This window comes from Dyadobacter sp., assembly GCF_051859145.1.
Taxonomy (GTDB): Bacteria; Bacteroidota; Bacteroidia; order Cytophagales; family Spirosomataceae; genus Dyadobacter.
This window is the reverse complement of record NZ_JBHYGF010000501.1, coordinates 1-22033: the sequence shown is the minus strand read 5'-3', so window position 1 is coordinate 22033 and position 22033 is coordinate 1. Positions and strand designations below refer to the sequence as shown.

General features: G+C 45.1%; 25 protein-coding genes. 13 read left to right on the top strand and 12 right to left on the bottom strand.

Translation table 11 applies throughout. From position 1 onward, the window contains the following. From ACTIE6_RS22855 to ACTIE6_RS22845, 3 genes are all read right to left on the bottom strand, one after another. Positions 1–434 (bottom strand): sensor histidine kinase (locus tag ACTIE6_RS22855; RefSeq protein WP_439558836.1); only part of this gene is annotated, 434 nt, incomplete at its 3' end. Next, positions 421–1119: a hypothetical protein gene (locus ACTIE6_RS22850; protein ID WP_439558835.1), complete on the bottom strand. Its 699-nt coding sequence runs from the start codon at positions 1117–1119 to the stop codon at positions 421–423. The genes ACTIE6_RS22855 and ACTIE6_RS22850, both read right to left, overlap by 14 nt. 18 nt (positions 1120–1137) lie before the next feature. Further along, positions 1138–1554, bottom strand: coding sequence for a hypothetical protein (locus ACTIE6_RS22845; RefSeq protein WP_439558834.1), 417 nt, complete (start codon positions 1552–1554; stop codon positions 1138–1140). 147 nt (positions 1555–1701) lie between these two features. On the opposite strand from ACTIE6_RS22845, the gene ACTIE6_RS22840 reads away from it, so the two are divergent. From ACTIE6_RS22840 to ACTIE6_RS22825, 4 genes are all read left to right on the top strand, one after another. Beyond that, a complete protein-coding gene (locus tag ACTIE6_RS22840) occupies positions 1702–1827 on the top strand; it encodes a hypothetical protein (protein WP_439558833.1) in 126 nt (41 codons plus the stop codon). Positions 1828–1957: 130 nt separating this feature from the next. After that, positions 1958–2233, top strand: coding sequence for a SelT/SelW/SelH family protein (locus ACTIE6_RS22835; RefSeq protein ID WP_439558832.1), 276 nt, complete (start codon positions 1958–1960; stop codon positions 2231–2233). Between the two features lie 244 nt (positions 2234–2477). Further along, complete coding sequence (locus ACTIE6_RS22830) at positions 2478–2900, top strand: Hsp20/alpha crystallin family protein (RefSeq protein ID WP_439558831.1); 423 nt, start codon at positions 2478–2480, stop codon at positions 2898–2900. A gap of 273 nt (positions 2901–3173) precedes the next feature. Then, complete coding sequence (locus ACTIE6_RS22825; protein WP_439558830.1) at positions 3174–3506, top strand: hypothetical protein; 333 nt, start codon at positions 3174–3176, stop codon at positions 3504–3506. Positions 3507–3549: 43 nt separating this feature from the next. Here the strand turns inward: ACTIE6_RS22825 and metG are convergent, their stop codons facing one another. After that, a complete protein-coding gene (gene metG, locus ACTIE6_RS22820) occupies positions 3550–5619 on the bottom strand; it encodes a methionine--tRNA ligase (protein WP_439558829.1) in 2070 nt (689 codons plus the stop codon). 192 nt (positions 5620–5811) lie between these two features. On the opposite strand from metG, the gene ACTIE6_RS22815 reads away from it, so the two are divergent. Together ACTIE6_RS22815 and ACTIE6_RS22810 are read left to right on the top strand one after the other, a co-directional pair. Further along, the gene (locus ACTIE6_RS22815) at positions 5812–6810 is read left to right on the top strand and encodes an NAD-dependent epimerase/dehydratase family protein (protein WP_439558828.1); all 999 of its coding nucleotides are present in this window, start codon (positions 5812–5814) and stop codon (positions 6808–6810) included. A 78-nt stretch (positions 6811–6888) separates the two neighbouring features. Beyond that, the gene (locus tag ACTIE6_RS22810) at positions 6889–8295 is read left to right on the top strand and encodes a tetratricopeptide repeat protein (protein ID WP_439558827.1); all 1407 of its coding nucleotides are present in this window, start codon (positions 6889–6891) and stop codon (positions 8293–8295) included. Positions 8296–8300: 5 nt separating this feature from the next. On the opposite strand, the gene ACTIE6_RS22805 is transcribed toward ACTIE6_RS22810, so the two are convergent. Beyond that, positions 8301–9422, bottom strand: a complete 1122-nt coding sequence (locus ACTIE6_RS22805) for a glycosyltransferase family 4 protein (protein ID WP_439558826.1) — start codon at positions 9420–9422, stop codon at positions 8301–8303. Positions 9423–9511: 89 nt separating this feature from the next. Between ACTIE6_RS22805 and ACTIE6_RS22800 the strand changes: the two genes are divergently transcribed. After that, positions 9512–10801 (top strand): M16 family metallopeptidase, encoded by a 1290-nt coding sequence (locus tag ACTIE6_RS22800; RefSeq protein WP_439558825.1) that lies wholly within the window; start codon positions 9512–9514, stop codon positions 10799–10801. 56 nt (positions 10802–10857) lie between these two features. On the opposite strand, the gene ACTIE6_RS22795 is transcribed toward ACTIE6_RS22800, so the two are convergent. Further along, on the bottom strand, positions 10858–12114 hold the full coding sequence (locus tag ACTIE6_RS22795; RefSeq protein WP_439558824.1) for a M16 family metallopeptidase: 1257 nt from the start codon (positions 12112–12114) through the stop codon (positions 10858–10860). Positions 12115–12258: 144 nt separating this feature from the next. On the opposite strand from ACTIE6_RS22795, the gene ACTIE6_RS22790 reads away from it, so the two are divergent. After that, positions 12259–13374, top strand: coding sequence for an ABC transporter substrate-binding protein (locus tag ACTIE6_RS22790; protein ID WP_439558823.1), 1116 nt, complete (start codon positions 12259–12261; stop codon positions 13372–13374). A gap of 1 nt (position 13375) precedes the next feature. Here the strand turns inward: ACTIE6_RS22790 and ACTIE6_RS22785 are convergent, their stop codons facing one another. The 5 genes from ACTIE6_RS22785 to ACTIE6_RS22765 all read right to left on the bottom strand — a co-directional run bounded on the left by ACTIE6_RS22785 (position 13376) and on the right by ACTIE6_RS22765 (position 16676). Next, positions 13376–14509: an amidohydrolase family protein gene (locus tag ACTIE6_RS22785; RefSeq protein ID WP_439558822.1), complete on the bottom strand. Its 1134-nt coding sequence runs from the start codon at positions 14507–14509 to the stop codon at positions 13376–13378. Between the two features lie 7 nt (positions 14510–14516). Then, positions 14517–15035 carry a 2-C-methyl-D-erythritol 2,4-cyclodiphosphate synthase gene (ispF, locus tag ACTIE6_RS22780; protein ID WP_439558821.1) on the bottom strand — a complete coding sequence of 173 codons (519 nt, stop codon included), beginning with the start codon at positions 15033–15035 and terminating at the stop codon, positions 14517–14519. A gap of 42 nt (positions 15036–15077) precedes the next feature. Continuing rightward, complete coding sequence (locus tag ACTIE6_RS22775; RefSeq protein ID WP_439558820.1) at positions 15078–15569, bottom strand: hypothetical protein; 492 nt, start codon at positions 15567–15569, stop codon at positions 15078–15080. Between the two features lie 185 nt (positions 15570–15754). After that, a complete protein-coding gene (locus tag ACTIE6_RS22770; protein WP_439558819.1) occupies positions 15755–16210 on the bottom strand; it encodes a hypothetical protein in 456 nt (151 codons plus the stop codon). 4 nt (positions 16211–16214) lie between these two features. After that, positions 16215–16676, bottom strand: coding sequence for a hypothetical protein (locus ACTIE6_RS22765; RefSeq protein ID WP_439558818.1), 462 nt, complete (start codon positions 16674–16676; stop codon positions 16215–16217). A 224-nt stretch (positions 16677–16900) separates the two neighbouring features. Between ACTIE6_RS22765 and ACTIE6_RS22760 the strand changes: the two genes are divergently transcribed. Then, entirely contained in the window at positions 16901–17560 is a 660-nt protein-coding gene (locus tag ACTIE6_RS22760; RefSeq protein ID WP_439558817.1) for an HAD family hydrolase, read from the top strand. 2 nt (positions 17561–17562) lie between these two features. Here the strand turns inward: ACTIE6_RS22760 and ACTIE6_RS22755 are convergent, their stop codons facing one another. Continuing rightward, on the bottom strand, positions 17563–18192 hold the full coding sequence (locus ACTIE6_RS22755; protein WP_439558816.1) for a C40 family peptidase: 630 nt from the start codon (positions 18190–18192) through the stop codon (positions 17563–17565). Positions 18193–18400: 208 nt separating this feature from the next. Here ACTIE6_RS22755 and ACTIE6_RS22750 point away from each other — a divergent pair, with 208 nt between their 5' ends. From ACTIE6_RS22750 to ACTIE6_RS22735, 4 genes are all read left to right on the top strand, one after another. Beyond that, positions 18401–19012, top strand: a complete 612-nt coding sequence (locus tag ACTIE6_RS22750) for a fumarylacetoacetate hydrolase family protein (RefSeq protein WP_439558815.1) — start codon at positions 18401–18403, stop codon at positions 19010–19012. A gap of 50 nt (positions 19013–19062) precedes the next feature. Then, positions 19063–21021, top strand: a complete 1959-nt coding sequence (locus ACTIE6_RS22745; protein ID WP_439558814.1) for a M23 family metallopeptidase — start codon at positions 19063–19065, stop codon at positions 21019–21021. A 3-nt stretch (positions 21022–21024) separates the two neighbouring features. Next, positions 21025–21483 (top strand): thioredoxin-dependent thiol peroxidase, encoded by a 459-nt coding sequence (bcp, locus tag ACTIE6_RS22740; protein ID WP_439558813.1) that lies wholly within the window; start codon positions 21025–21027, stop codon positions 21481–21483. 104 nt (positions 21484–21587) lie between these two features. Beyond that, positions 21588–22033, top strand: a 446-nt coding sequence (locus ACTIE6_RS22735; protein ID WP_439558812.1) for a 1-deoxy-D-xylulose-5-phosphate synthase N-terminal domain-containing protein, incomplete at its 3' end; no start/stop codon positions are given.

Below are 22033 nucleotides of genomic sequence, written 5' to 3'. Positions count from 1 at the left end.
AACTCTTCGATCGCTTCCAGCAAGCCGAAACGTTCCAGGGTAGTAGGTACGAGGTCGCGGGTAATTCGGCGCACGTGCAGGATAGTCTCTTCCACAAGCGACTGCGACTTTTTCATAATCTGCTCCTGCTTCTCGTCGTGAGCGTTACTGACCAGCTTGCTCAGCTGATTGAGGCTGAGCTTGGTAAGTGAAAGCATGGTGCCGATATCGTCGTGAAGATCCTGGGCAATGCGCCTTCTTTCTGTTTCTTCGGAATTGAGCGCGGTATCGAGCAGGAGCCGGTTGTAATTTCTTTCTATTTCACTGATTTTCTTCTCTTCCTCAAACCTTCGTTTCTGATAGTACATGACGAATGAGATCACAAAGAATGCCATCATCAGCATTGCAATTAATGCGATCAGTAATGCGAGTTTCAATTCTTCATTGTTCTGCATGCTGCGGCCTGGGAAACTGTGCTATTCCAATGCTAAAAAGAATGATACTTACGCTTTCAAACATATATGGTACGTAAGTAAAGAAACCAATTTCAAGCCACTCTTCCCATTTTGAAGAGTAATGAAGTACTGGCGCAATAAACAGAAAACTTGAATAGTAAATCAACAATCCTGAGCATACCCAAAAAAAAGGATAGATCAGCAAGTTCGGGATCTTTAGTGCGCGTATGGTTTTATAGAAATAAAGTAAAACCCAGAATAACATCAAAAGGCTTTCAACTGTTGTCGAGTACAGTACCATCCTGTGATTATGCATATCGCTCAGCCAGGGATTTGTACGTAAAGTATCCCACACAGAGAAAGCGGTAAACAATGGGATGGATAATAGTACCCATTGTTTAAATCTCCTGGTTTCCATCTCTTTATAGAACAGCAGACTGGAAAGGAAATACCTGATCGGAACATTGAAGTTGTACAGCATCACCGTATTCCTTTTATGTGAAGCCCAATCAAACATTAAGAAGTCAATCATGAACTTGACGATCAGGTAAATTCCAAGAATCAAAAACGTATTATCCCGGTAAGCTTTTCGCTGCCAGATCAGCAGGATCGGCAACAATGTCAGAAACACAGGAATACTCGCCAGAGGCTGCCTCTTGAAATAGGAGATATAAATCTCTAACATTGAGCAGCTATTAAAGAATTAACATTGACGGGGACAGATCGGCCCGCCAACCATCACTTCTTTTTCTGCTGCCATATCTTTCATACCACCCGCACGCGCGCTTTTGGTCAGGTCCCGACCGTCAGCGCCTACCGGTACGATCACCAGCCTGGCAGTTGATTTTTTGGCTACATTTCCCTTCGCAACCAACTGTTCGTCCAATGCATTATCGTCTTCGTCCCGCACTCCGTAATACACTCTGAATCCCACGCAATTGTCGCCGTGCAAACCGATGAGCTCATTGAATGTATGTATTCCAAAAAACTCAGCCTTTACAAAATTCTCGCCTCTTCCTACTATATCGCGTTCCCTGCTCAAATGAGGTTTGGTCAGTTCAAGCCCGCGTTCAGCTGAAATAAGTTGTCCTTCTTTACCGGTAAATTTTTTGACATCCATAAGAATAATTACTAGTGAGGATTAAAGATTATTTAACATTCGTAAATGTATACACCCGCCTTATCAAGACCAAGCTGCGCATTTCCTATTGATTTAACGGTAGTTCAACTAAGTGTCTGTCAATCAATTGATTTTCGATTATCGTAAATGAAAACACGTAATATTACCTGGTTGATCAGGGAGGATTACCAAAACGGCATTGTAATCTTACCTGACCTGAAAATCAGGGTGTTTCACGCTAAAAAAGCAGCTTCTACTAAGATACATTTGTAAAGCGTTAGGAAGTGCTTGTCCGCAAGTCTTTCTCATCAGATTAAAGGGTTAGGTTAATACATTTGAAAGCCGCGAGGGATTTCCTTCGCGGCTTTTTTAGTTATCTTGAAAAACTCAATTACTGATTAAAATGAAACCTACTGTTATCATAGAATATTGTCCCAAATGCGGCTGGCTGCTTCGTGCTGCGTGGATGGCGCAGGAGCTGCTCACCACCTTTATGGAGGATCTGCATGCAGTAACCCTTGTCCCCTCGGAAGTAGCAGGTCGCTATACCGTGCACCTGGATGAAACGCTGGTGTGGGACCGTAAACGGGAAGGGCATTTTCCGGAACCCAAAGAGCTGAAACAGAAGATAAGAGATATCATAGCACCCGATCGCGGATTAGGTCATAACGACCGATAAAGGGGGGATTTCGGACATATTGTCGCTGTGAGGTAAAAATGGCTGCTATTTTGGCGGCTATGCTTTTGTTACCCATTTTTTACACAGCGAATAGATAGCTATAAAATTTAGCTAAATGATTAATAGCCAGATTTTTATAGTAATTCGCTGACAGGCAGATCTCCAAAATTTAACTGAAACTTAATCTTTGGCACGTAGTTTTTCGTTAATGGTTAAAAACTTGTGAACCTAAAACGCGATAGCTATGGAAAGCAAACCGAAAATACCACAGGAGATGTTGATGAATATCGATTTTATCAATACAATCAATGGTGGAATGAGCGAGCCTGCTATAAAGCTTGACAAGGGATCAGAAGGGTTTGAAGTAGTTGTGAAAATTCCTGGCATCGAGGTTGAAGATCTCCAATTGGAAGTAGTGAAGGGAAAGAAGAATTCGAATAACCTAAAACTTTTTCACTTGTTACCCATATTTTCACAGGATAACCTTCCTGAAGAAGAGCAATGGAAGACGGTTCGTTTCATCAATACATTCGTGATTCCGGATGGCGTGGATATTGAACATATCTCAGCAAAATATGATGATAGCCTGCGTCACCTTGTCCTCTTTTTACCCTATGGAAATGAGCAGGGCGATTATCATCGCAAAGTAGATATTGAACGGTGGTAAGAAACTGAAATTTGTATTAAATAAAGTCACCTGGTAGTTACACTGCCGGGTTTTTTTATGCCCTTCCCTCTGGAAATGCCTAAATCCAGCTTGTATAATGTTGTAGAACTTCTCAGAAACGCACTTTTTGGAAGATTTCTCAATTGAATTGTATCCTGCCAATAATAAACATAACAATATGATAAAGATGAGTTAAAATTTTATTAAATGGAAGCTGGTTATCTTTATCTTAGCACCGATCTTTTTAATTTACCCTCTACAAAACTCAGCGTTATGAAAAAATCAAACATCTTCGCGTACATTGAGCTTACCAAGCTCATGGAAGAGCTTAAAGCGCCGGCAGACGGAATGCTAAAGCAAAAGTTAAAATCCCAGTCCGCTTATTTCAATATCATTGAACCCAGATATTTCTCTGAGGACCTGATTGGCGAATGGGAATCAATCCTGAATGTAATCAGGCAAAAAGGAGCGAAAATTGATGGTGACGGAAAGATAATTTCCAATGCAGTGAGCAACACCATTGATCATTTGAGCGAAAAAGAATGTCAGGCGCTGGTTGATAAGATCGCAGCCGTCTACGCTCAGGTGAAGAAGGAATTTCAATAAAAGAATGGCGGAGTACCTGTCAAATAATACTCCGCCATTTTAATTAATTAACGGTACCTCCGTTCCAGACATCTTTACCGGGCTGAACAAAAGCCAGGCTTCCATCACGGTCTTCGGCCATCAGTATCATTCCCTGACTTTCCATTCCCATCATTTTACGCGGGGCAAGGTTCGCCAGATAGAGCACCTTTTTACCTATTACCTCTTCCGCTTTAAAGTGTTCTGCGATCCCACTCAGGACGGTACGTTTTTCAAGTCCGATATCCACGAGTAATTTCAGCAGCTTCTTGCTCTTGGGCACATTTTCAGCTTCCAGGATAGTCGCAATGCGGATGTCCATTTTGGCGAAATCATCAAATTGGATCTCCGGCTTCACAGGCGTTACAGTTTTGCTTTCCAGCTCATTCATACGTTTTGCATCGTGCAATTTTTGAACCTGCTTTTCTATGATGTGATCTTCAATCTTTTCAAAAAGTAACTTAGCTTCCAGTACTGGTTGTCCCGCAGCCAGCAGATCGGCTTTGCCTGCATCCGCCCAGGTACCTTTCAGTCCCAGTTGCTCACTGATTTTGGCAGCTGTAAATGGCAACACCGGTTCTGATACGATCGCGAGCGAAGCCGAGATCTGCAATGCGATATTAAGAATTGTATTCACACGCTCGGGATCCGTCTTGATCACGTGCCAGGGCTGGGTATCTGCGAGGTATTTATTTCCAAGCCGGGCAAGGTCCATAATCAATGTAAGCGCCTCCCTGAACCTGTAATTTTCCATAGCTTCCGCAATGCGGGCCGGAAATGCTTCGAGCTCTTTTAGTGTGTTTGTGTCAATTTCCTGCAATTCGCCACGTGCAGGCACTTTACCTTCGCAAAACTTATGGGTAAGTACAACTGCGCGGTTGATGAAATTTCCGTAAATACCTACCAGCTCGCTGTTATTGCGGGTCTGGAAATCCTTCCACGTAAATTCACTGTCCTTCGTTTCGGGCGCATTAGCAGTAAGAACATATCTTAAAACATCCTGCTTGCCAGGCAATTCTTCCAGGTATTCATGCAGCCACACTGCCCAGTTCCTGGAAGTTGAAATTTTGTCGCCTTCCAGGTTCATGAATTCATTGGCAGGCACATTGTCGGCGAGAATATAGTTCCCTTCCGCCATTAACATAGCGGGGAAAATGATGCAGTGGAAAACGATATTGTCTTTCCCGATGAAATGGACCAGCTTGGTTGCGTCATTTTCGCCAACACCTGGCTGCCACCATTTCTGCCAGCCTTCGTCTGATCCGTTTTGTTGGATAAGCCAGTCTTTCGTAGCCGATATATAGCCAATTGGCGCTTCAAACCAGACGTACAATACTTTGCCTTCTGTATCAGCAACCGGAACCTGAATGCCCCAGTCGAGGTCGCGCGTCATGGCGCGGGGTTTAAGCCCGTCTTTTAGCCACGACTGGCATTGGCCAAATACATTGGTTTTCCATTCTTTATGCGCATTGATGTATTCTTCTATTTGCGGCTGCATTGTATCGAGCGGCAGGTACCAGTTTTTGGTTGCTTTCAAAACCGGGCTGGCGCCGGACAAGGTAGAGCGCGGGTCCTTCAATTCCAGCGGGCTCAGGGTAGAGCCGCACCTTTCACATTGATCTCCGTATGCATTCGGGTTAGCACAAACCGGGCAAGTGCCGACAATGTACCTGTCGGCCAGGAACTGCTGGGCTGTCTCATCGAAATACTGTTCTGTAACTTCTTCCACAAACACTCCTTTATCATACAGATCTTTGAATATTTCCTGCGAAGTTTCGTGATGTACTTTTTTGCTGGTGCGCGAATAAATGTCGAATGAAATCCCGAGCTCTTTGAAAGCCGCGTCAATTTGTTCGTAATATTTATCAACAACCTGCTGAGGCGTAAGTCCTTCTTTTTTTGCACGGATCGTAATGGGGACTCCATGTTCATCGGTCCCGCTGATAAATGCAACCTCCTTTCCGGTGGAGCGCAGGTAACGAACGTATATATCTGCCGGTATGTAGCAACCTGCCAAATGCCCGATATGAATCGGTCCATTTGCATAAATGAGTGCTGCGGTTACGGTATATCTGGCTGGGTTTGTAATTGGCATTGCAGGTGAAATAAGTTGTTCAATAAGGTGGTATTCCGGTACTCCGGTGCATTTTTGATCCGCTAAATTAGCAAAAAAGCGGGGAGGAAAGAGCCGCTGCAGGAAAGGTTTAGAATGAGGCAAAAGGAATTTTTTTGTCCTTACCATTTCAATCCCGACCTTCGGATCAACATTTTCATTAACACAATATCAATGAAAGTTCTCATAACTGGTGCCACGGGTTTGGTGGGTAGTAATGTTGCCCGCAGGTTCATTCAGGAAAAGCACAAGGTAGTTGCATTGGTCCGGCCGGGTGCGGACAGAAGTCTTCTTGCCGGCATTGAAGATCAGATTACCTGGGCGGAAGGTGATATCCTGGATCTGGGCTCGCTCGAAAAGGCAATTGAAGAGGCCGACTGTGTGGTACATACCGCCGCAGTGGTATCCTTCGTTCCCGCCGATCGGAAAATGATGTACAAGGTCAATGTCGAAGGGACTGCGAATGTGGTAAATGTGTGCCTGAAATACCAGACCCGAAAACTCTGCTTTGTAAGCAGCATCGCCGCAATTGGCCGCCCTGATCCCAGAAAAGCTGCGGCTGACGCAGAAGTTGTGCTCGACGAAAACCACCGCTGGGAAGATTCTCCCGAAAATTCGGACTACGCAAAAACCAAGCATTTTGCAGAACTGGAAGTATGGCGTGGAATTGCCGAGGGACTGAATGCCGTGATCGTCAACCCGACCCTGATACTAGGCGGCGGCGACTGGAATAAAAGCAGTACGCAGATATTCAGGTACATATACCAGCAAAAACCTTTTTATACAGACGGGCTTGCCAATTACGTCGATGTGGAAGATGTGGCTGAAATTGTAGTCAGGCTTTTGCATTCGGATATATCAGGCGAAAGGTTTTTACTTAATGCGGGGAGCATTTCTTACAAAAATCTGTTCTATATGATTGCCGATGCAATGAACAAAAAGCGACCTTCATTCAGGGTCGGCGCCGGCCTCGCAGGAGTGATCTGGCGGGTGGAAGCGGTGCGTACCTGGTTACTTGGAACAAAGCCGCTAATCACCAAAGAAACAGCGCGTTCGGCAGCAAGGAAGGTTACTTACAGGAATGAAAAGATTAAAAATGCACTGAATTTTGACTTTCAACCAATTGAAAAAACGGTGAAAAGGGTAAGCGAAACTTTGCTTGCCCGGATTTGAAATGCGGGGAATTATTTTATATCTTTCTTTCATTAACATAGTGGTGCGTAAGCCCAGAATTCTAATCTAGCGGTCCGTATGATGGAGAAAAATTTCGGGGAAAGAAAGGATTACATGAAGGAGACATTGCTCAGGTTTGAAAGAATGCTGAAAACCAGCGAGCCGGTTTTTTTTGATTTGGATACGTACGAGAAGGTTACCGTACATTATATAGAAAAAGGAGATTGGGATAAAGCGTTTAAGGCTTGTGAGTTGGGATTATCCGATTACCCTTATTCCCTCGATTTGCTATTGAATATGGTTCAGCTACATGCCAACAGAGGCGAGCATGAACTGGCTCAGGAAATATTGGAAAGAGCTTCCCTATTCCATCCGGGCGACATTGAAATTTCTTTTATGCAGGTGGCCATTTCCAATATGATGGGCGAATACGAAGAAGCCCTCGAACTGCTGGAAAACCTGCTGCACAGAGTTGAAGACAAGGACGAGATTTACTTCCAGATGGGGCAAACTTACCAGAACTGGGGTAAATACGAGGATGCAATTAAGTTTTATAAAAAGTCGCTGCGAAATAACCTGAATAACGAAAGTGCATTATACGAACTGGCACATTGCCTCGATCTGGTAGGACAGCTGGAAAGCCACCTGGATTACTATAACGAGCTGGTCGACCGTGATCCGTTTTCTCATCATGCCTGGTATAATCTCGGGATTGCATTCAGCAAGCTGGAACGGTATGAAGATGCCGTAAATGCATACGAATACGCCACACTTGTCAAAGACGATTTTGCTTCGGCGTTTTTCCAGCTGGGCAACTCTTACATGAACCTGGAAAGGTATGAAGAGGCCAAAGAGCAATATCTCCGCGCCATTGAACTGGAAGGCGAGCAGCCTGAAACCTGCTGCTGCCTGGGTACCTGCTACGAAAAGCTGGGCGAGTACGAAACGGCGATCAGATACTACCGCCAGACCGTCAAGCTGGACAGCCAGTGGGACGATGGTTGGTATGGTCTGGGCATTTGTTTCAGTGAACTCGGCAGGTGGTACGAAGCTGTGGGATTTCTGCGTAAAGCAATCCAGATCACGGAGCTGAACCCCGATTACTGGCTTGCTCTGGCTGAGACTGAATTCAAGGTAGGTAATGTAATTTCTGCATTTGAAGCATTTGAAAAAGCGGCTGAAATTGAACCTTCCAATCCGGATATCTGGCTGAAATGGTCGCATGTGCTTTTTGAACAAGGTAACTACGCACGCGCCTGCGATTTGCTGCAAGCCGCGATTGACGAAATGCCGGAAGAAGCCGATTTATATTACAGAATGGCGGTATACCAGATTCACGCAGGACAGTACCGGGAAGCTTTGGTAAACCTGGAAACAGCTTTGACGCTGGACTATGACAGCCACATTCAGCTTTTTGATTTCTTCCCTGATCTTGAAAAACAAAAAGCGCTGTTCCGCATTATCGAACAATACAGAGAAAAATAAGAGGGTTAACCTGCAATGCTGGTGTAAAGCCTCGAAAGCTGACCGGCAATTAGTTGCGCATTGAAACGCGTCACATGCAGCTTTCCTGCTTCAATAAGTTCAGATCTTAAAGATTGGTCAGTTAGCAAACGATTCAGTTGCTGGCTGACCTCTTCTGTTTTCAGGGGATCAGCATACAGCCCGCCGCCGCCGCCGGCTTCTTCCAGACAGAAGCCTTTTGCAGATAAAACCGGAACCTGGCTGTGCAATGCTTCAAGTATCGGGATACCAAAACCTTCGTAAATGGAAATGTAGGCGAAAACAGTAGCTTGCTGGTACAATGCAGGTAAATGCGCCGAGGGAATGTTGTGCAGCACTTTCACCCGTTTTTGGAGCTTGTAATGGGCTATACTTTCATTGATTTTGGTCAGATAAGGGGTTGCTTTTCCAACAAGTACCAAGTCGAAATCTTTTGCATTTGAGCCTGCAAATGCCTCTACCAGTCGGTGCTGGTTTTTGCGCTCTTCCAATGTGCCCACGCATAAAACATACGGTTTGTCCAGCCCGTATTTATCCCGGATTTCAGCCTTTGATCTTTCGTCGGCAGGTTGTTTAAAAATGGCGCTGCTATCCTGGTAAATGACTTCAACTTTGCCCGGATCAACCTGGTAGAGTTCAACCAAATCGCGTTTTGTCTGCTCACTTACCGCAACAACTTTGTCCGCCCGAATGCAGGCAGAGCGGAATTTGTGACGATAGATCAGCCTGTCCACCGGCTTGAAATGGGCCGGGAGTTTTTCGAAAATCAAATCATGAATAGTCACTACCGACCTGATCCCGCGCTTTGACAAACCCTGCGGAATTTCGTTGCTTAATCCGTGGAAAAGATCAACCTGATCACGGTGCAGCTGACTTGAAATCCCAGAATAACGCCACAGTGCCGACAACTTTTTGTCAAGCCATTTTTCAGGAAAATGAATTGATTCTGAGGGAAAACCGGGAAAAAGGTTCTGGTTGTTTTTGGGGGTATAAGCAAGGTATTCGTTCGCCTTTTCATAACGTAAAAGGGCTTCCAGGATAAACCTGCTGTAATTGCCCAGACCTGTTTTGTTGGCGAAGGCGCGCTTGGCGTCAAATCCGATACGCATAATTGTGGATGCAAGGGTTTCCGGGCAAAAGTCTGTAATTTTGTTTATACCGCCGAAAATTATTGGCGGCTATTTTGTGTTAATCAGGAATGAAGAGAAATAACGTTCGTAAGCGGGGCAACCCGGAATCATCCTCCCTTTCACTTACCGAAGAATACCAGATACATACGCTTGCCAACGGAATCAGGATAGCGCACAAGCAGGTTCCGCACACGCAGATTGCGCATTGCGGCATTATGCTGGATATCGGCAGTCGCGACGAAACACCTTTACAGCAAGGTCTGGCGCACTTCTGGGAGCATATGGCGTTTAAAGGAACTGAAAAGCGCAGCTCTTACCACATTATCAACCGTTTGGAGAATGTCGGCGGCGAGCTGAACGCATATACTACCAAGGAAAAAATCTGTTTTCATGCGTCCGTACTCGATGATCACTTCGAGAAAGCAATGGATTTGCTGACGGATATAACCTTTCACTCTGTATTCCCCGACAAGCAGATCGAGCGGGAGCGGAATGTGATTCTGGAAGAAATGTCGATGTATGTTGATTCGCCCGAAGATGCAATCCAGGACGATTTCGACCAGCTCGTTTTTCCTGAACATGCATTGGGTAACAACATTCTTGGCACTGCCGAGACGGTTAATTCCTTCGGCCGCGAGGAGCTTTATAAATTTATCAATGATAATATCGATACCGAGCGCATTGTGGTGTCTTCGGTAAGCAGGCTGCCATTTTCGAAAGTGGTGAAGGTAGCTGAAAAATACCTGGGAGATGTGCCGCACCGGAAAACTACCCGGGTTCGCACGCCGCCGGCTGCTTATGTGCCTGTAAGCCAGCAAAAAGAGCGCGCAATTTCGCAGGCGCAATGTGCAATGGGACAACCTGCTTACGCATTGCTCGACGACCGGCGACTGCCCTTTTTTATGCTTGTAAATCTTTTGGGCGGGCCGGGTATGAACTCGCGGTTTAACCTTTCCTTGCGTGAGAAATATGGTTTTGTGTATTCCATTGAAGGAAATTATACACCTTATCTCGACACAGGTTTCATGGGAATTTTCTTTGGAACAGAGAAGAAGCAGCTGAACAAAAGCATTTCGCTGATCCACAAAGAACTGAAACGTATCCGCGAAGTGCCACTATCGGTTTTGCAGCTCCATCAGACCAAGGTGCAGCTAATGGGCCAGCTGGCAATGTCGGAGGAAAGTAATATGAGTTTTATGCTGATGATGGCGAAGAGCTTGCTGGATACCGGCCGGGTAGATTCACTTCCGGAGATATTCGCGGAAATCGGGCAGATTACCTCACAGCAGTTGCAGGATATAGCGCAGGAAATGTTCAACGAACAAAATTTCAGTTACCTGACTTTCCTGCCTGAGTAATATCTGGCAAATGCAGAAGATCGGAGCCGTTGCAATGCAGCGGCTCCTTTTTTTATTTATGCCAAAACAGGTTCCTTCGCTTCAACTCTATAATATAAGGTAGAAGCATTTGCCGGATTTAAGACTGTTTTTGCAGCAGTGTGAATGTCGGAAGGAGTGAGGTTGCGGATAATTTCTGCGTCCGCATTGGCCCAATCCACATTACCTGCATTGGCAGCAAATGCCAGGTTCATCGCCCGGTTCAATAGCTCCACTTCCGAGAATGCAATAGAAGCTTCTGACTGGTTTTTTACCTTGGTAACCTCTTCTTCGCTCGCGCCGTTTTCAATTATTTCCTGTAAAACTTCATTGACTGCATTGTCCGCATCTTCCAGTTTAACGCCGGGGTTCAGATTTCCTTTGATCATCAAAAGTCCGGGATCCAGCGAGGAAGTTACACTCGCATTGATGCTGTTAAAAAGCGATTTTTCCTTCAACAGGTTTTGGTATAATCTCGAAGACTTACCTCTTCCCAAAACATCGCTCAACAGATCAGCTGCATAAAATCCGTCTTCATACCTGCCCGGCATGTGAAAAACCTTGATCAGCGAATTAAGGGGAACTGCGGCCGAAGTTTCGAGGTAGCGCGCCTCGGTTTGTACAGGCTCTTTTGGAATATTCCGCACGTAAGCGGCTCCTGCGGGAATGTTGCAAAACCACTTTTCAGCCAGTTGCTGCACTTTTTCAAAAGTTACTGCGCCAGCCACAACCATAATTGCATTGTTCGGCCTGTAAAAACGGAAGAAGAAATCTTTCACATCGTCTATTGTTGCGCGTTCGATATGCTCAATATCTTTCCCGATCGTAGCCCAGCGATAAGGGTGCGCTTTGTACGCGAGCGGTCGCAATTTCAGCCACATATCACCGTAAGGCTGGTTGAGGTAACGTTGTTTAAATTCCTCGATTACAACTTTCCGCTGCACTTCCAGCACATTGGGATCAAAAGACAAGCTCAACATCCTGTCAGATTCCAGCCAGAATGCAGTTTCTACGTTATCAGCTGGAAGTGTAATGTAGTAATTGGTAATATCAGGCGAAGTAAATGCATTGTTCTCGCCGCCCACATTCTGCACCGGGATATCATAGTTGGGAATGTGCTGCGACCCGCCAAACATCAAATGTTCAAACAAATGCGCAAAGCCGGTACGCTCTTCATCTTCATCACGTGAACCTACATTGTACAAAATATTGACAGCGGCCATCGGCGTCGAGAAATCCTCGTGCACAAATACTTTCAGGCCGTTGTCCAGCGTAAACTGCTTATAGCGAATCATAATAGTCGATCTGACGAAATTTTTTACCAGGAATGGACGGCTAAATTAACCTGCCCCAGAAACCCATCACCTGTAATTAGGGTTATAAACAAAGCTAACGTTCAGCTGGGATACCACCAAACCATTTGAGTTAATAGTCTTACCATGCAAAACCTATTACGCATACTGTTTTTGTTCCTATGTAGTTCCATTTCATTCGATACACAAGCACAATTACTCAACGATCCGGCGACTTTAAAAAACGTTCAGAATAGTCTGGACAAAATCTATAACTATGAATTTGATGAGGCGGAAACTTTTATCAATCTGGTTGAGAAAAAGTACCCCGATCATCCGGTTTCCCACATTCTCGATTCATTTATCCTATTCTGGAAATACCTTCCCATTAAAGACAATCCGACGAAGTCGAAAGAGTACGTTCGCAAGCTGGATTTATGTCTTCAATCAATCAATAAAAAGTACGGGAAAAACAGTCTTGACCCCGAAGCGGTTTTTTACACGATGGTCGCGAGAGGTTACCTGGCGATGATGTATAATTATCGGGGTGAAATGATGAATGCGGCGGGAGAGGGTAAAAAGGCTTATAATGCATTCGTGGAGGGTTTGAAGCTGATCAACAAAAACCCTGAATTTTACTTCACTTCGGGTATGTACAATTATTATGTGGAGGTATACCCGGAGGAACATCCCATTGTAAAACCAGTCCTGATATTTTTCAAGAGCGGCGATAAAGCATTGGGATTGAAGCAAATGGATCTGGGTACTAAAATGGGTACGATCACCAAAGCGGAATCCTGCTTTTACATTTCACACGTTTACCTTAAATACGAATCGAAGCCTGAAAAGGCGGTGGGTTATATGGAAAAGCTGGTAGGCCTGTATCCCAAAAATCCATTGTTTTTAATGAAGAATATCGAGTCGCAAATACTGGCAGGCAGGTACGATGCTGCGCGGAAGGATCTTGCGGATCTCAAAAAATACAATTCAGGATTTTACCCGGTAGCTTCGCATTCATTTCAGGGATTATTAGACGAAAAAGCGGATCGGAACGATGCCGCGGCGCAAAAGGAATACCTGCTTGCCTTGAAAACCCCGCACGATGCGCAGTATACCAAAGAATATCACGCATTTGCATACGCTGGTCTGGCCAGGATCGCAGCCCGTGCGGGCAACAAATCGAAAGCAAAAGATTATTACAAAAAATGCCTTGACAAAGCCGAGTACCGGTCGGTTATCAAAGAGGCGAAGGCTTTTAAATAGCTTATTTCGGGAACAAACTTTTGTCCAGGCCCGGAATGATTTTCAAAGCGTTTTTATAGTATAGCTTTTTCAAAACTTCATCAGAAAGCCCCATTCCGTACATTCGCCAGAATGCGTGGTACTTTTTGTGATAGGGGAAGTACTCGTCTTCCGTTTCCAGCACCCTGAAATAAGTCGCATATTCGGACGGTACCCAGCTGTCTTTCCCGAATAAAACCCTGTCCTGGTACTTGTCAAAAAACTTCTTCGCAGTACGCGGCTGCCGGCCTAACTCCGCGATAACTGCACCGATTTCAACATACATATTCGGAAACACAACCATCAGACTGTCGAGCTTTTTCAGATTGTTGGGGTACCAGCCCATGTGCGCATTGATGAATGTAGTCTTCGGGTTTTTTCTGAAAATATGGTGTTGCTCCGCGATCAAGGAGTCAAATGGAACCGGATCATTCGGGCCGCGTCTTCTGCCCGGGTGTGTTTTGAGTTCGAGCCAGCGTTCGTTATAACGATCCATCGGGTCCCAGAAAGAAGGTACGTCGGCCGTGTGGATCAATACCGGAATACCCAGCTCTCCGCACTTTTGCCAAACAGGCTGCAACCTTGGGTCACTCACAGCTACCCGGTTTCCTTTATCATCCTTAATGCCGCTAAATCCCAGACTTTTGTAGATTTTCAAGCCTTTTGCACCCATTTTTACATCTTCTTCCAATTGCTTCACTGCTTTCGCACTCCAATCTGCTTCACCGAAACCTTTGAATTGCAGGTTTGTGAAGACAGCAATGCGTTTCGGCTGGTTTTTGGCGACATTTTCGAGCGAGCCTTTCAGTGTAGCAGTTCCTTCGCTCCATTCCTGTGACCATCCACGTCCGCTCAGATTGACCATGATCCCCATATTCAAATCGTCCATTTCCTTCACCAGGGCTTTCAAATCCTGAGTTGGCATTTGGTACTGGTGATTATGTACGTCTATAAACGGAAACTTCGCTCTTTTTATAGGATGCTCCTCGACTTTCAAAGTTGAAATAGGATCATACTCTTCAAAGCCGAGTGGCTGTGTTACTTGTGAAGGTTCCTGAGCTTTGCAGCTGAAAATGAATGCAATGAGGGAAAGCAGAGTAAGGGAAAGGTTTTTCATCAGAAAGTTAAAGGGACGGAGTCAGGGTTAGGTTTGAGAATTTATTTTTCGAATAGATCAATGCGACGCAATGCGCTGCGATACCTTCTTCCCGTCCCACAAAGCCGATGTGCTCGGAGGTAGTTGCCTTAATCGAAATATCTTCTTCTGAAATCGCAATTACCTCTTTCAGGCAAGCTTTCATGGCAGGGATATGTGGGTTCAGCTTAGGGTTCTGCAAAACAACGGTTACGTCTATATTCCCTACCTCAAATCCTTTTTCCCGGATCATTTCCAGCACTTTCGACAACAGGATTTTGCTGTCAACTCCTTTCCATTGCGGGTCTTTGTCAGAAAAATGATAGCCTATGTTGCGCATATTAGCCGCTCCAAGTAGTGCGTCACAGATCACGTGACAAATTATATCTGCATCGGAATGCCCCTTTGCACCATGTGAATGCGGGATTTGAATACCACCGAGCCAAAACGGCCTGCCTTCTTCTAATTGATGCACATCGTAGCCCTGACCTACGCGAAATGGAAACATATTATTTAATGTAAATGGAATATATTCTTTGGTAACAACAAACTATTTGAGCTTCAAAACTTCTATGTCTTGTTCGATCCGTTCAAAGCGGAGGTCAATTTTATCAAATCGGCTCATCATAGCTTCGATACATTGCGCCAAAGTTTCTTTGGTTACCATGGTATCTTTAATCATCTCAATGTCAATCGAATTTTTTCTGACCACTTTTATCAAATCAAGCAATGCATCCTGGAAGCTGCCTTGCTTGTCGCTTAGCTCCATCTGGTTTTCAATAAGCTTGCCTAAAATACCTTCCATCTTGTCCAGCCTCGATATTGTTTGTCCATGTCCTCTTTCAAGCATTGCTTGCCCTGATTCGAGCTTTGCTTGCCCTGCTTCGAGCTTTGCTTGCCCTGATTCGAGCTTTGCTTGCCCTGCTTCGAGCTTTGCTTGCCCTAATTCGAGTCTGCTTTGACCGTCTTCAAGCCTATCCATGCGGATTAACAGGTCCGCCATTAATTCTTCCAGATTACTGATCCTGTCTCTGTCTTTCATAGTAATGTGCTTTAAACAAATATAACAATTCTTTACTATCCTATACGGGAAAGGTCGGAGTTGGTAACGGAGGTCAGCTCTGAATTTTTCAGAAAAACATAAATACAGTGAGGCATCAAAAATAAATGCACACAAAAAAGCCGGAGTACAGGCTCCGGCTCTGATCAAAAAAAAGATATCTTTTTCTATCTGGTTTGTTCAACCTGTATTTTCAATCTTTCCAGTTCCTCCTCCTGGCTAACTGTTTTAAAGTAGTAATAAAGCCCGGCGATCAGGAAGATTTTTGAGAGTATGAACACCGCGATGAATGCGGGCCGCCAGAATTTGTGAACTTTAATGTGCGTATCATTTACTTCAACTTCCAGGTACTGCCTGTCTGCTTTCTCCGCATTCGAAAATTCCTGTCGTGCTTTTTTGTCGCGCGTGCTCCTCAGCCTCACAACTTCCCGAATTGCCTCTGGCGGGTTTACAGATTCTTTTTCAAAAAACTGATTGATACCAGCTTCCAGCTCAACGACATATTCTTCCAGCATTTGGTCTGCTTCCACCATTTGCCTGACCTGCGTTTGCTCATCCTGGTTTGTAAGTCCGAGAAGATGCGCTTCCAGTATTCCGCTTTCTATAAATTCTTGTGTTTTCAATGCGCTAAGCGTTACCGTTTGTTTTGAAAAACTCGTGGAAGCTGCGAAGCACTTCCGATTTCGTGATGTTTAATTTAACTGCCACCTCATCCGGCGTAAGACCACGACGAAAAGCCAGATCGAATATTACTTGCGGAGTTGGTGTGCCTGAGAATGGGGCATTGTCCTCCTCTAGTGCCGTGAGTGTCGTCAATTTCTTCTTTGCTTCCACTGCCTTTGCACGAGCCAGCTTGATAATGCAGGCCGCGTAGGAAAACGGATAGCTGTTGCAGGATTGAAGCAGTGGGGAGGCAAATACACTCACCAACACTTCCTGCGCCAAATGCGGTTGTGGAATGATTTGTAAGACAATGCCATAAGCCATCGCACCAAACTGATCGTAAACTTCAAGCGAGCTCAGGTTTCTTTCAGGCTTTAAAACAGGTTGCGGCCCCGCTGCATTGCCTATCCTTTCTAATTCATTCATACGCTACAATAATTAAACGAAAAGTCTCCAATCCTGACTGTAAAACAGCCGTAGTGAAGAATTATGAAGGTGCAATTAACTTGTAATAATATAATAAGTTAAGGTAAATGTAATAGAATAACATCAATATCTCCCATTTAAGTTAAAAGTTCTGGCCGCATTTGCGGCTTGCAGGTACTTACCTCAAATTGGCTGATCAGCTTTTCGTTACATACCTTTGTATTATGACAAATCAAATTGCAGTAATTTTTGATATGGATGGTGTAATATGCCACACCAATCCATACCACTCCAAAGCTTTTCGAGAATTTTTTTCAAAGCGTAATCTCAGTCCGACCGATGCGGACTTTGCTGCGCATATGTATGGTAAAAGTAACAGCTACATTCTCAACCATTTTCTCGAAAGGGTAGTGGAAGGCGAAGAGCTTTTGCAGCTTGAAGATGAAAAGGAAAGTTTGTTCCGGAAAATCTATGAGCCTTTTGTAGAGCCGATCAGCGGCTTTGTTTCATTTATTGAAGATCTGAAAAACAATCAGGTCAGACTGGGCGTCGCTACATCTGCTCCACGCGCCAACCTGGATTTGATTCTGGGCAAAGTACAGGTGATGGATTACCTGGGCTCTGTACTGGCAAGCGAGAATGTGACAAGGCATAAACCTGATCCGGAAGTATATCTCGCTTCCGCCAGAAACCTGGGTGTGAGTCCGGAGCAATGCGTGGTTTTTGAAGATTCGTTCTCCGGAGTATCCGCAGCAATCAATGCGGGAATGCGGGTAGTCGGCGTATTGAGCTCGCATACCAGGGAAGAGCTGCCGCCGTGTAATCTGTATATTTCAGATTATCGTGAAATGTCTTTTGCAAAAGTAAAGGCGCTGTTTGCCTGAAATCAGAACGGTCGCATTGCTTTTACGAAGCGGCCTTTGAAATAGGTAGAAAACAGATTGTCTTCTCTCACTCCGCGCGATGTGGATGCGTGAATGAATATGATTTCCTGCGGACTTCTCACGTCGGTGACAATGCCGGCGTGGGATACGTATCCTTCCTTTCCGGCTTCGGGTACAAAAAACAGCCAGTCGCCCGCTTTCAGATCTTTTAACTGACTTACCTCCTGCCCAAACTCGGATTGCTGCCAGGAGATACGTGGTACTTTCACGCCAATTTCGGAGTATACCGAACAAATCAGACCTGAACAATCGATTCCATTCTTGTCATTTCCTCCCGAACGGTAGGGGGTACCTGTGTAAGTTCTGGCTACCTGCACTACCTGCGGGATTTCCGCCGTAGACAAGCTGCCTGGCGTTGAATAAGCAGGTTTTGCAGCAGGTCGCGCAGCAGTTCTCGGGGCTGGCTTTCTGGCAGGTGCTTTTGGTGCAGGCTTGCGGGAAGTCAGTGTGCGCCTTCCGCTTGTCTTGGCATAACTGGGCTTTTCAGGTGTTTTGCGGAGGGTATCACAGGAGGTCAGGAGGTTCAGAAGTAAAAAGGAAAAGAGAATGGACAGCGTAATTTGCTTCTTCATGCGTAAGCTTTGAATGGAAACAATGTTTAACCAAAAATAGCAAGAAAATATTCTTTTGAGCAGCCAAAGCCACACTTGCCGGCGGGGAACATCTATATGTAACAACTGTTTCCCAAGCGAAAAATTGTGGCAAACGTTATGTCACTGGCTGCTTTGTAAGTAGTTTTGTTATTGACAGAAATACACATTTAAACCAGATTTACCTCGAATGAAAATAATTTGTGTAGGGCGGAATTATGCAGATCATATTGCCGAGCTGAACAATGCAAAACCAGATGCGCCGGTTATTTTTCTAAAACCTGAAACTGCCCAGCTGCGTATCGGAGAGCCGTTTTTCTATCCTTCTTTTTCAAAAGATGTGCACCACGAAGTGGAGCTGGTCGTGAAGATCAACCGCGTTGGTAAAAATATCGAAGAGCGTTTTGCACATAAGTATTATGACGAGATTGGTGTTGGTATTGATTTCACCGCGAGAGACTTACAGTCAGAATTGAAAAGCAAGGGGCTACCCTGGGAACTGGCAAAAGCATTCAATGGATCCGCGCCTGTTTCGGAGTTTGTGCCTGTGTCCGATTTTGAGGATATTCAGAACATCAATTTCAGCCTCGATATCAATGGGGAAGTAAAGCAGCAGGGTAACTCTTCTATGATGCTCTACCGCATTAACTACCTGATCTCATTTGTTTCCCGTTATTTTACATTGAAAAAAGGCGACCTGATTTTTACAGGTACCCCCAAAGGTGTGTCCGCCGTGCAGATCGGGGATAAGCTTACCGCATTCATCGAGGGCAAGAAGATGCTTGAACTATTCGTTAAGTAAACCGTATTCTTCAAGTTTATCGGCCACCTGCGCCGCAATCACCTTCTTTCATGCATTATTGTTTCCGGACAATCGTCCGCCTCAGCTTTTTTGCTTTTGGTTTTGCCTTGTCTGGCGGGGCCAGCTTTGCCCAAAAGTTGTCTTACCAGAAAGATTACTACCAATTTCCGATCAGACCGGGGCAGCCTAACTCGCTTGCCGGCGGACTAGGCGATCTCCGGAGCAACCATTTTCACGCGGGACTGGATATCCGCACCGAGCAGCGGGAAGGATTGCCGGTTTACGCCGCGGCAGAAGGTTATGTGTATAAAGTAGGTATTCAGCGGAGCGGGTACGGGAATGTGATCTACCTGCGGCACCCGAATGGACAAACAACCGTTTACGGACACTTGTTGAAATTCAGTGAGCCGCTGGCAAGCTATGTCCGCGAAGAGCAATACAAGAAGCAGACTTTTGAAATCGAGCTCTTGCCCGAGGAAGGAAAATTTGCTGTAAAAAAAGGTGATGTGATTGGGCTATCTGGTAACACAGGCGGATCAGCCGGGCCGCATTTACATTTTGAGATCCGCGACTCCAAGAACAATTACCTTAATCCATTGTATTTTGGATTTAAAGAAATCCGCGACGTAACTCCTCCCAAATTCGTCAATCTCGCTATTCGTCCGCTTGATATCAATGGAAGAGTAAATGGGCAATTCGACAGGAAGGTATATGCGCCGGTAAAACTTGCAGACGGATCTTATCGACTGAAAGATCCCGTAAGTGCGACAGGAATGATCGGTTTTGATTTGGTCGCACACGATCAGATGACAGGAACCGGTTTCAGGTACGGATTGCAATGCATTGAGATCAAAATGGACGGACAGGAGGTTTTTTCCTATAACATTGAAATATTCCCAAGTACCTCCACCAGAGATTATAATAACCTGATCGATTATGAAACCGAGCAAGCGACCGGGCAGCGGTTTTTGAAATGTTATGTTCCTGACGGGAATACTTTTAATCTTTATAAAACCAATGCATTTCAGGGTAAGCTGAACATAACCGATACGCTGAGCCACGAGGTGAGCATCAGGATTTCGGATTCTTACGAGAATGCTTCCGAGCTGCTGTTTACTATCAAAGGTGAACCCAGAAATCCGCCTTTGCGGGTAGACACCACCGAGGTACGCCCGGAATGGGTTCAAACGGATGTTCAGGAAAATACATTGGTTGTAAAAGCAAAGTATTACCGGAGCGCGCTCCCGTTTGCGACCTATTTTGTGGATGGAAAAGAAGTAAAAAAGGAGCCGGATTTATATGCAAATGACGCAGCAGTTTTCCTCACAGATTTAAGAGAATACCGGCCTGATTCTGTCAAAGTAGCCAATACTACTGTGAAAACTTACCTGAGAAGCCAGATCTTTCCTGCCGTAGCTTCTTCTTATAAAGCTGAAAAATGGAGTGTGAACTTCAAAAACACCAGTTTGTTCGACACCCTGTTCCTGACCGGTCAGCAGAATTTCAATGCATTGACAATCAACAAACGCGGGGTCGCATTGAATGATTATATCTCGGTTTCATTCACGCCCGAAAAGGTCCCGGAAAACAAGGAGAAAACCCGCGTTTACCGATATCTCGATGGATACTACCGGTTTTTAGGCGGAACCTGGAATGAAGATCAGATCGAGTTTGATACCCGGGAGCTGGGTACTTTCGTGATCATGGCAGATACGCTGCCGCCGAAAGTGCGCCTGACCGAACATAGTAAAACGCGCATTACCGGCTTTATCAGCGACCCAACCTCGGGTATAGCAAGCTTCAATGCTTTTGTAAACGGAGAATGGGTGCTCTTGAACTACGATTATAAAAAAGCTTATATATGGTCTGAAAAACTGGACAAGAGCAAGCTTTTCGAAGGCGAGCTTGTGCTGGAAGTAAAGGACAGGGCAGGAAATAGTACTATCTTGCGAACAGAAATCACCGAACCGGTTGTTAGCCGTAAGAAGGTAAATAAACGTAAAAAGTAAACTATGGCAATTGAGGCAGGAGAGCCCGCACCCGCATTTTCAGCGAAAGATCAGGACGGCAACGAAGTAAAACTTTCTGATTTTAAGGGAAAAAAACTGGTTTTGTACTTTTATCCAAAAGACGATACCCCAACTTGCACCACGCAGGCTTGTAACCTTCGTGACAACTACGATGTGTTGATCAAAAAAGGTTACAGTGTGCTCGGTGTCAGTGTGGATGATCAGAAATCACATTTGAAGTTTATCAAAAAGCATAACCTGCCTTTCTCACTTCTTTCCGATACCGATCACAAGATGGTGGAAGCCTACCAGGTTTGGGGTGAAAAGACAAATTTTGGTAAAACCTATATGGGTATAATCCGCACAACTTTCGTCATTAATGAAGAAGGTGTAGTGGAGGAAGTGATCCAGAAGGTGGAAGCCAAAAATCACGCAGGTCAAATTCTTGGTAAAACTGAATAAATATAAGTCATTTTGCCAGTCTGATTAAGCTGACATTTGCCTGGCTAAGTCTCTCATCGCGAGGACAGCCGGATTTAACATAATCCAATAGAAAATCGATAAAAATGGAAATTGAACAACTAGAAAAAGTAGCTTCACAAGTTCGCAGGGACATTGTACGCATGGTGCACGGCTGCCAGTCGGGTCACCCGGGCGGCTCTCTCGGCTGTACCGAATTGTTAGTAGCGCTGTATTTCGAGCGGATGAAACTGAAAGAGGCAGACGGCAAGCCTGTTTTTGATATGAATGGAACAGACGAAGATCTGTTTTTCCTTTCAAACGGTCACATTTCTCCGGTATGGTACAGCACGCTGGCCCGTCGCGGCTATTTCCCGGTTGAGGAAATGGCTACTTTCCGCAAGCTGGATTCAAGATTACAAGGTCACCCAACCACGCACGAGCATCTGGAAGGTATCCGCATTGCATCCGGTTCACTGGGACAGGGAATGTCGGTAGCAATCGGCGCTGCATTGGCGAAAAAGCTGAATGGAGACAAAGGACTTGTGTACGT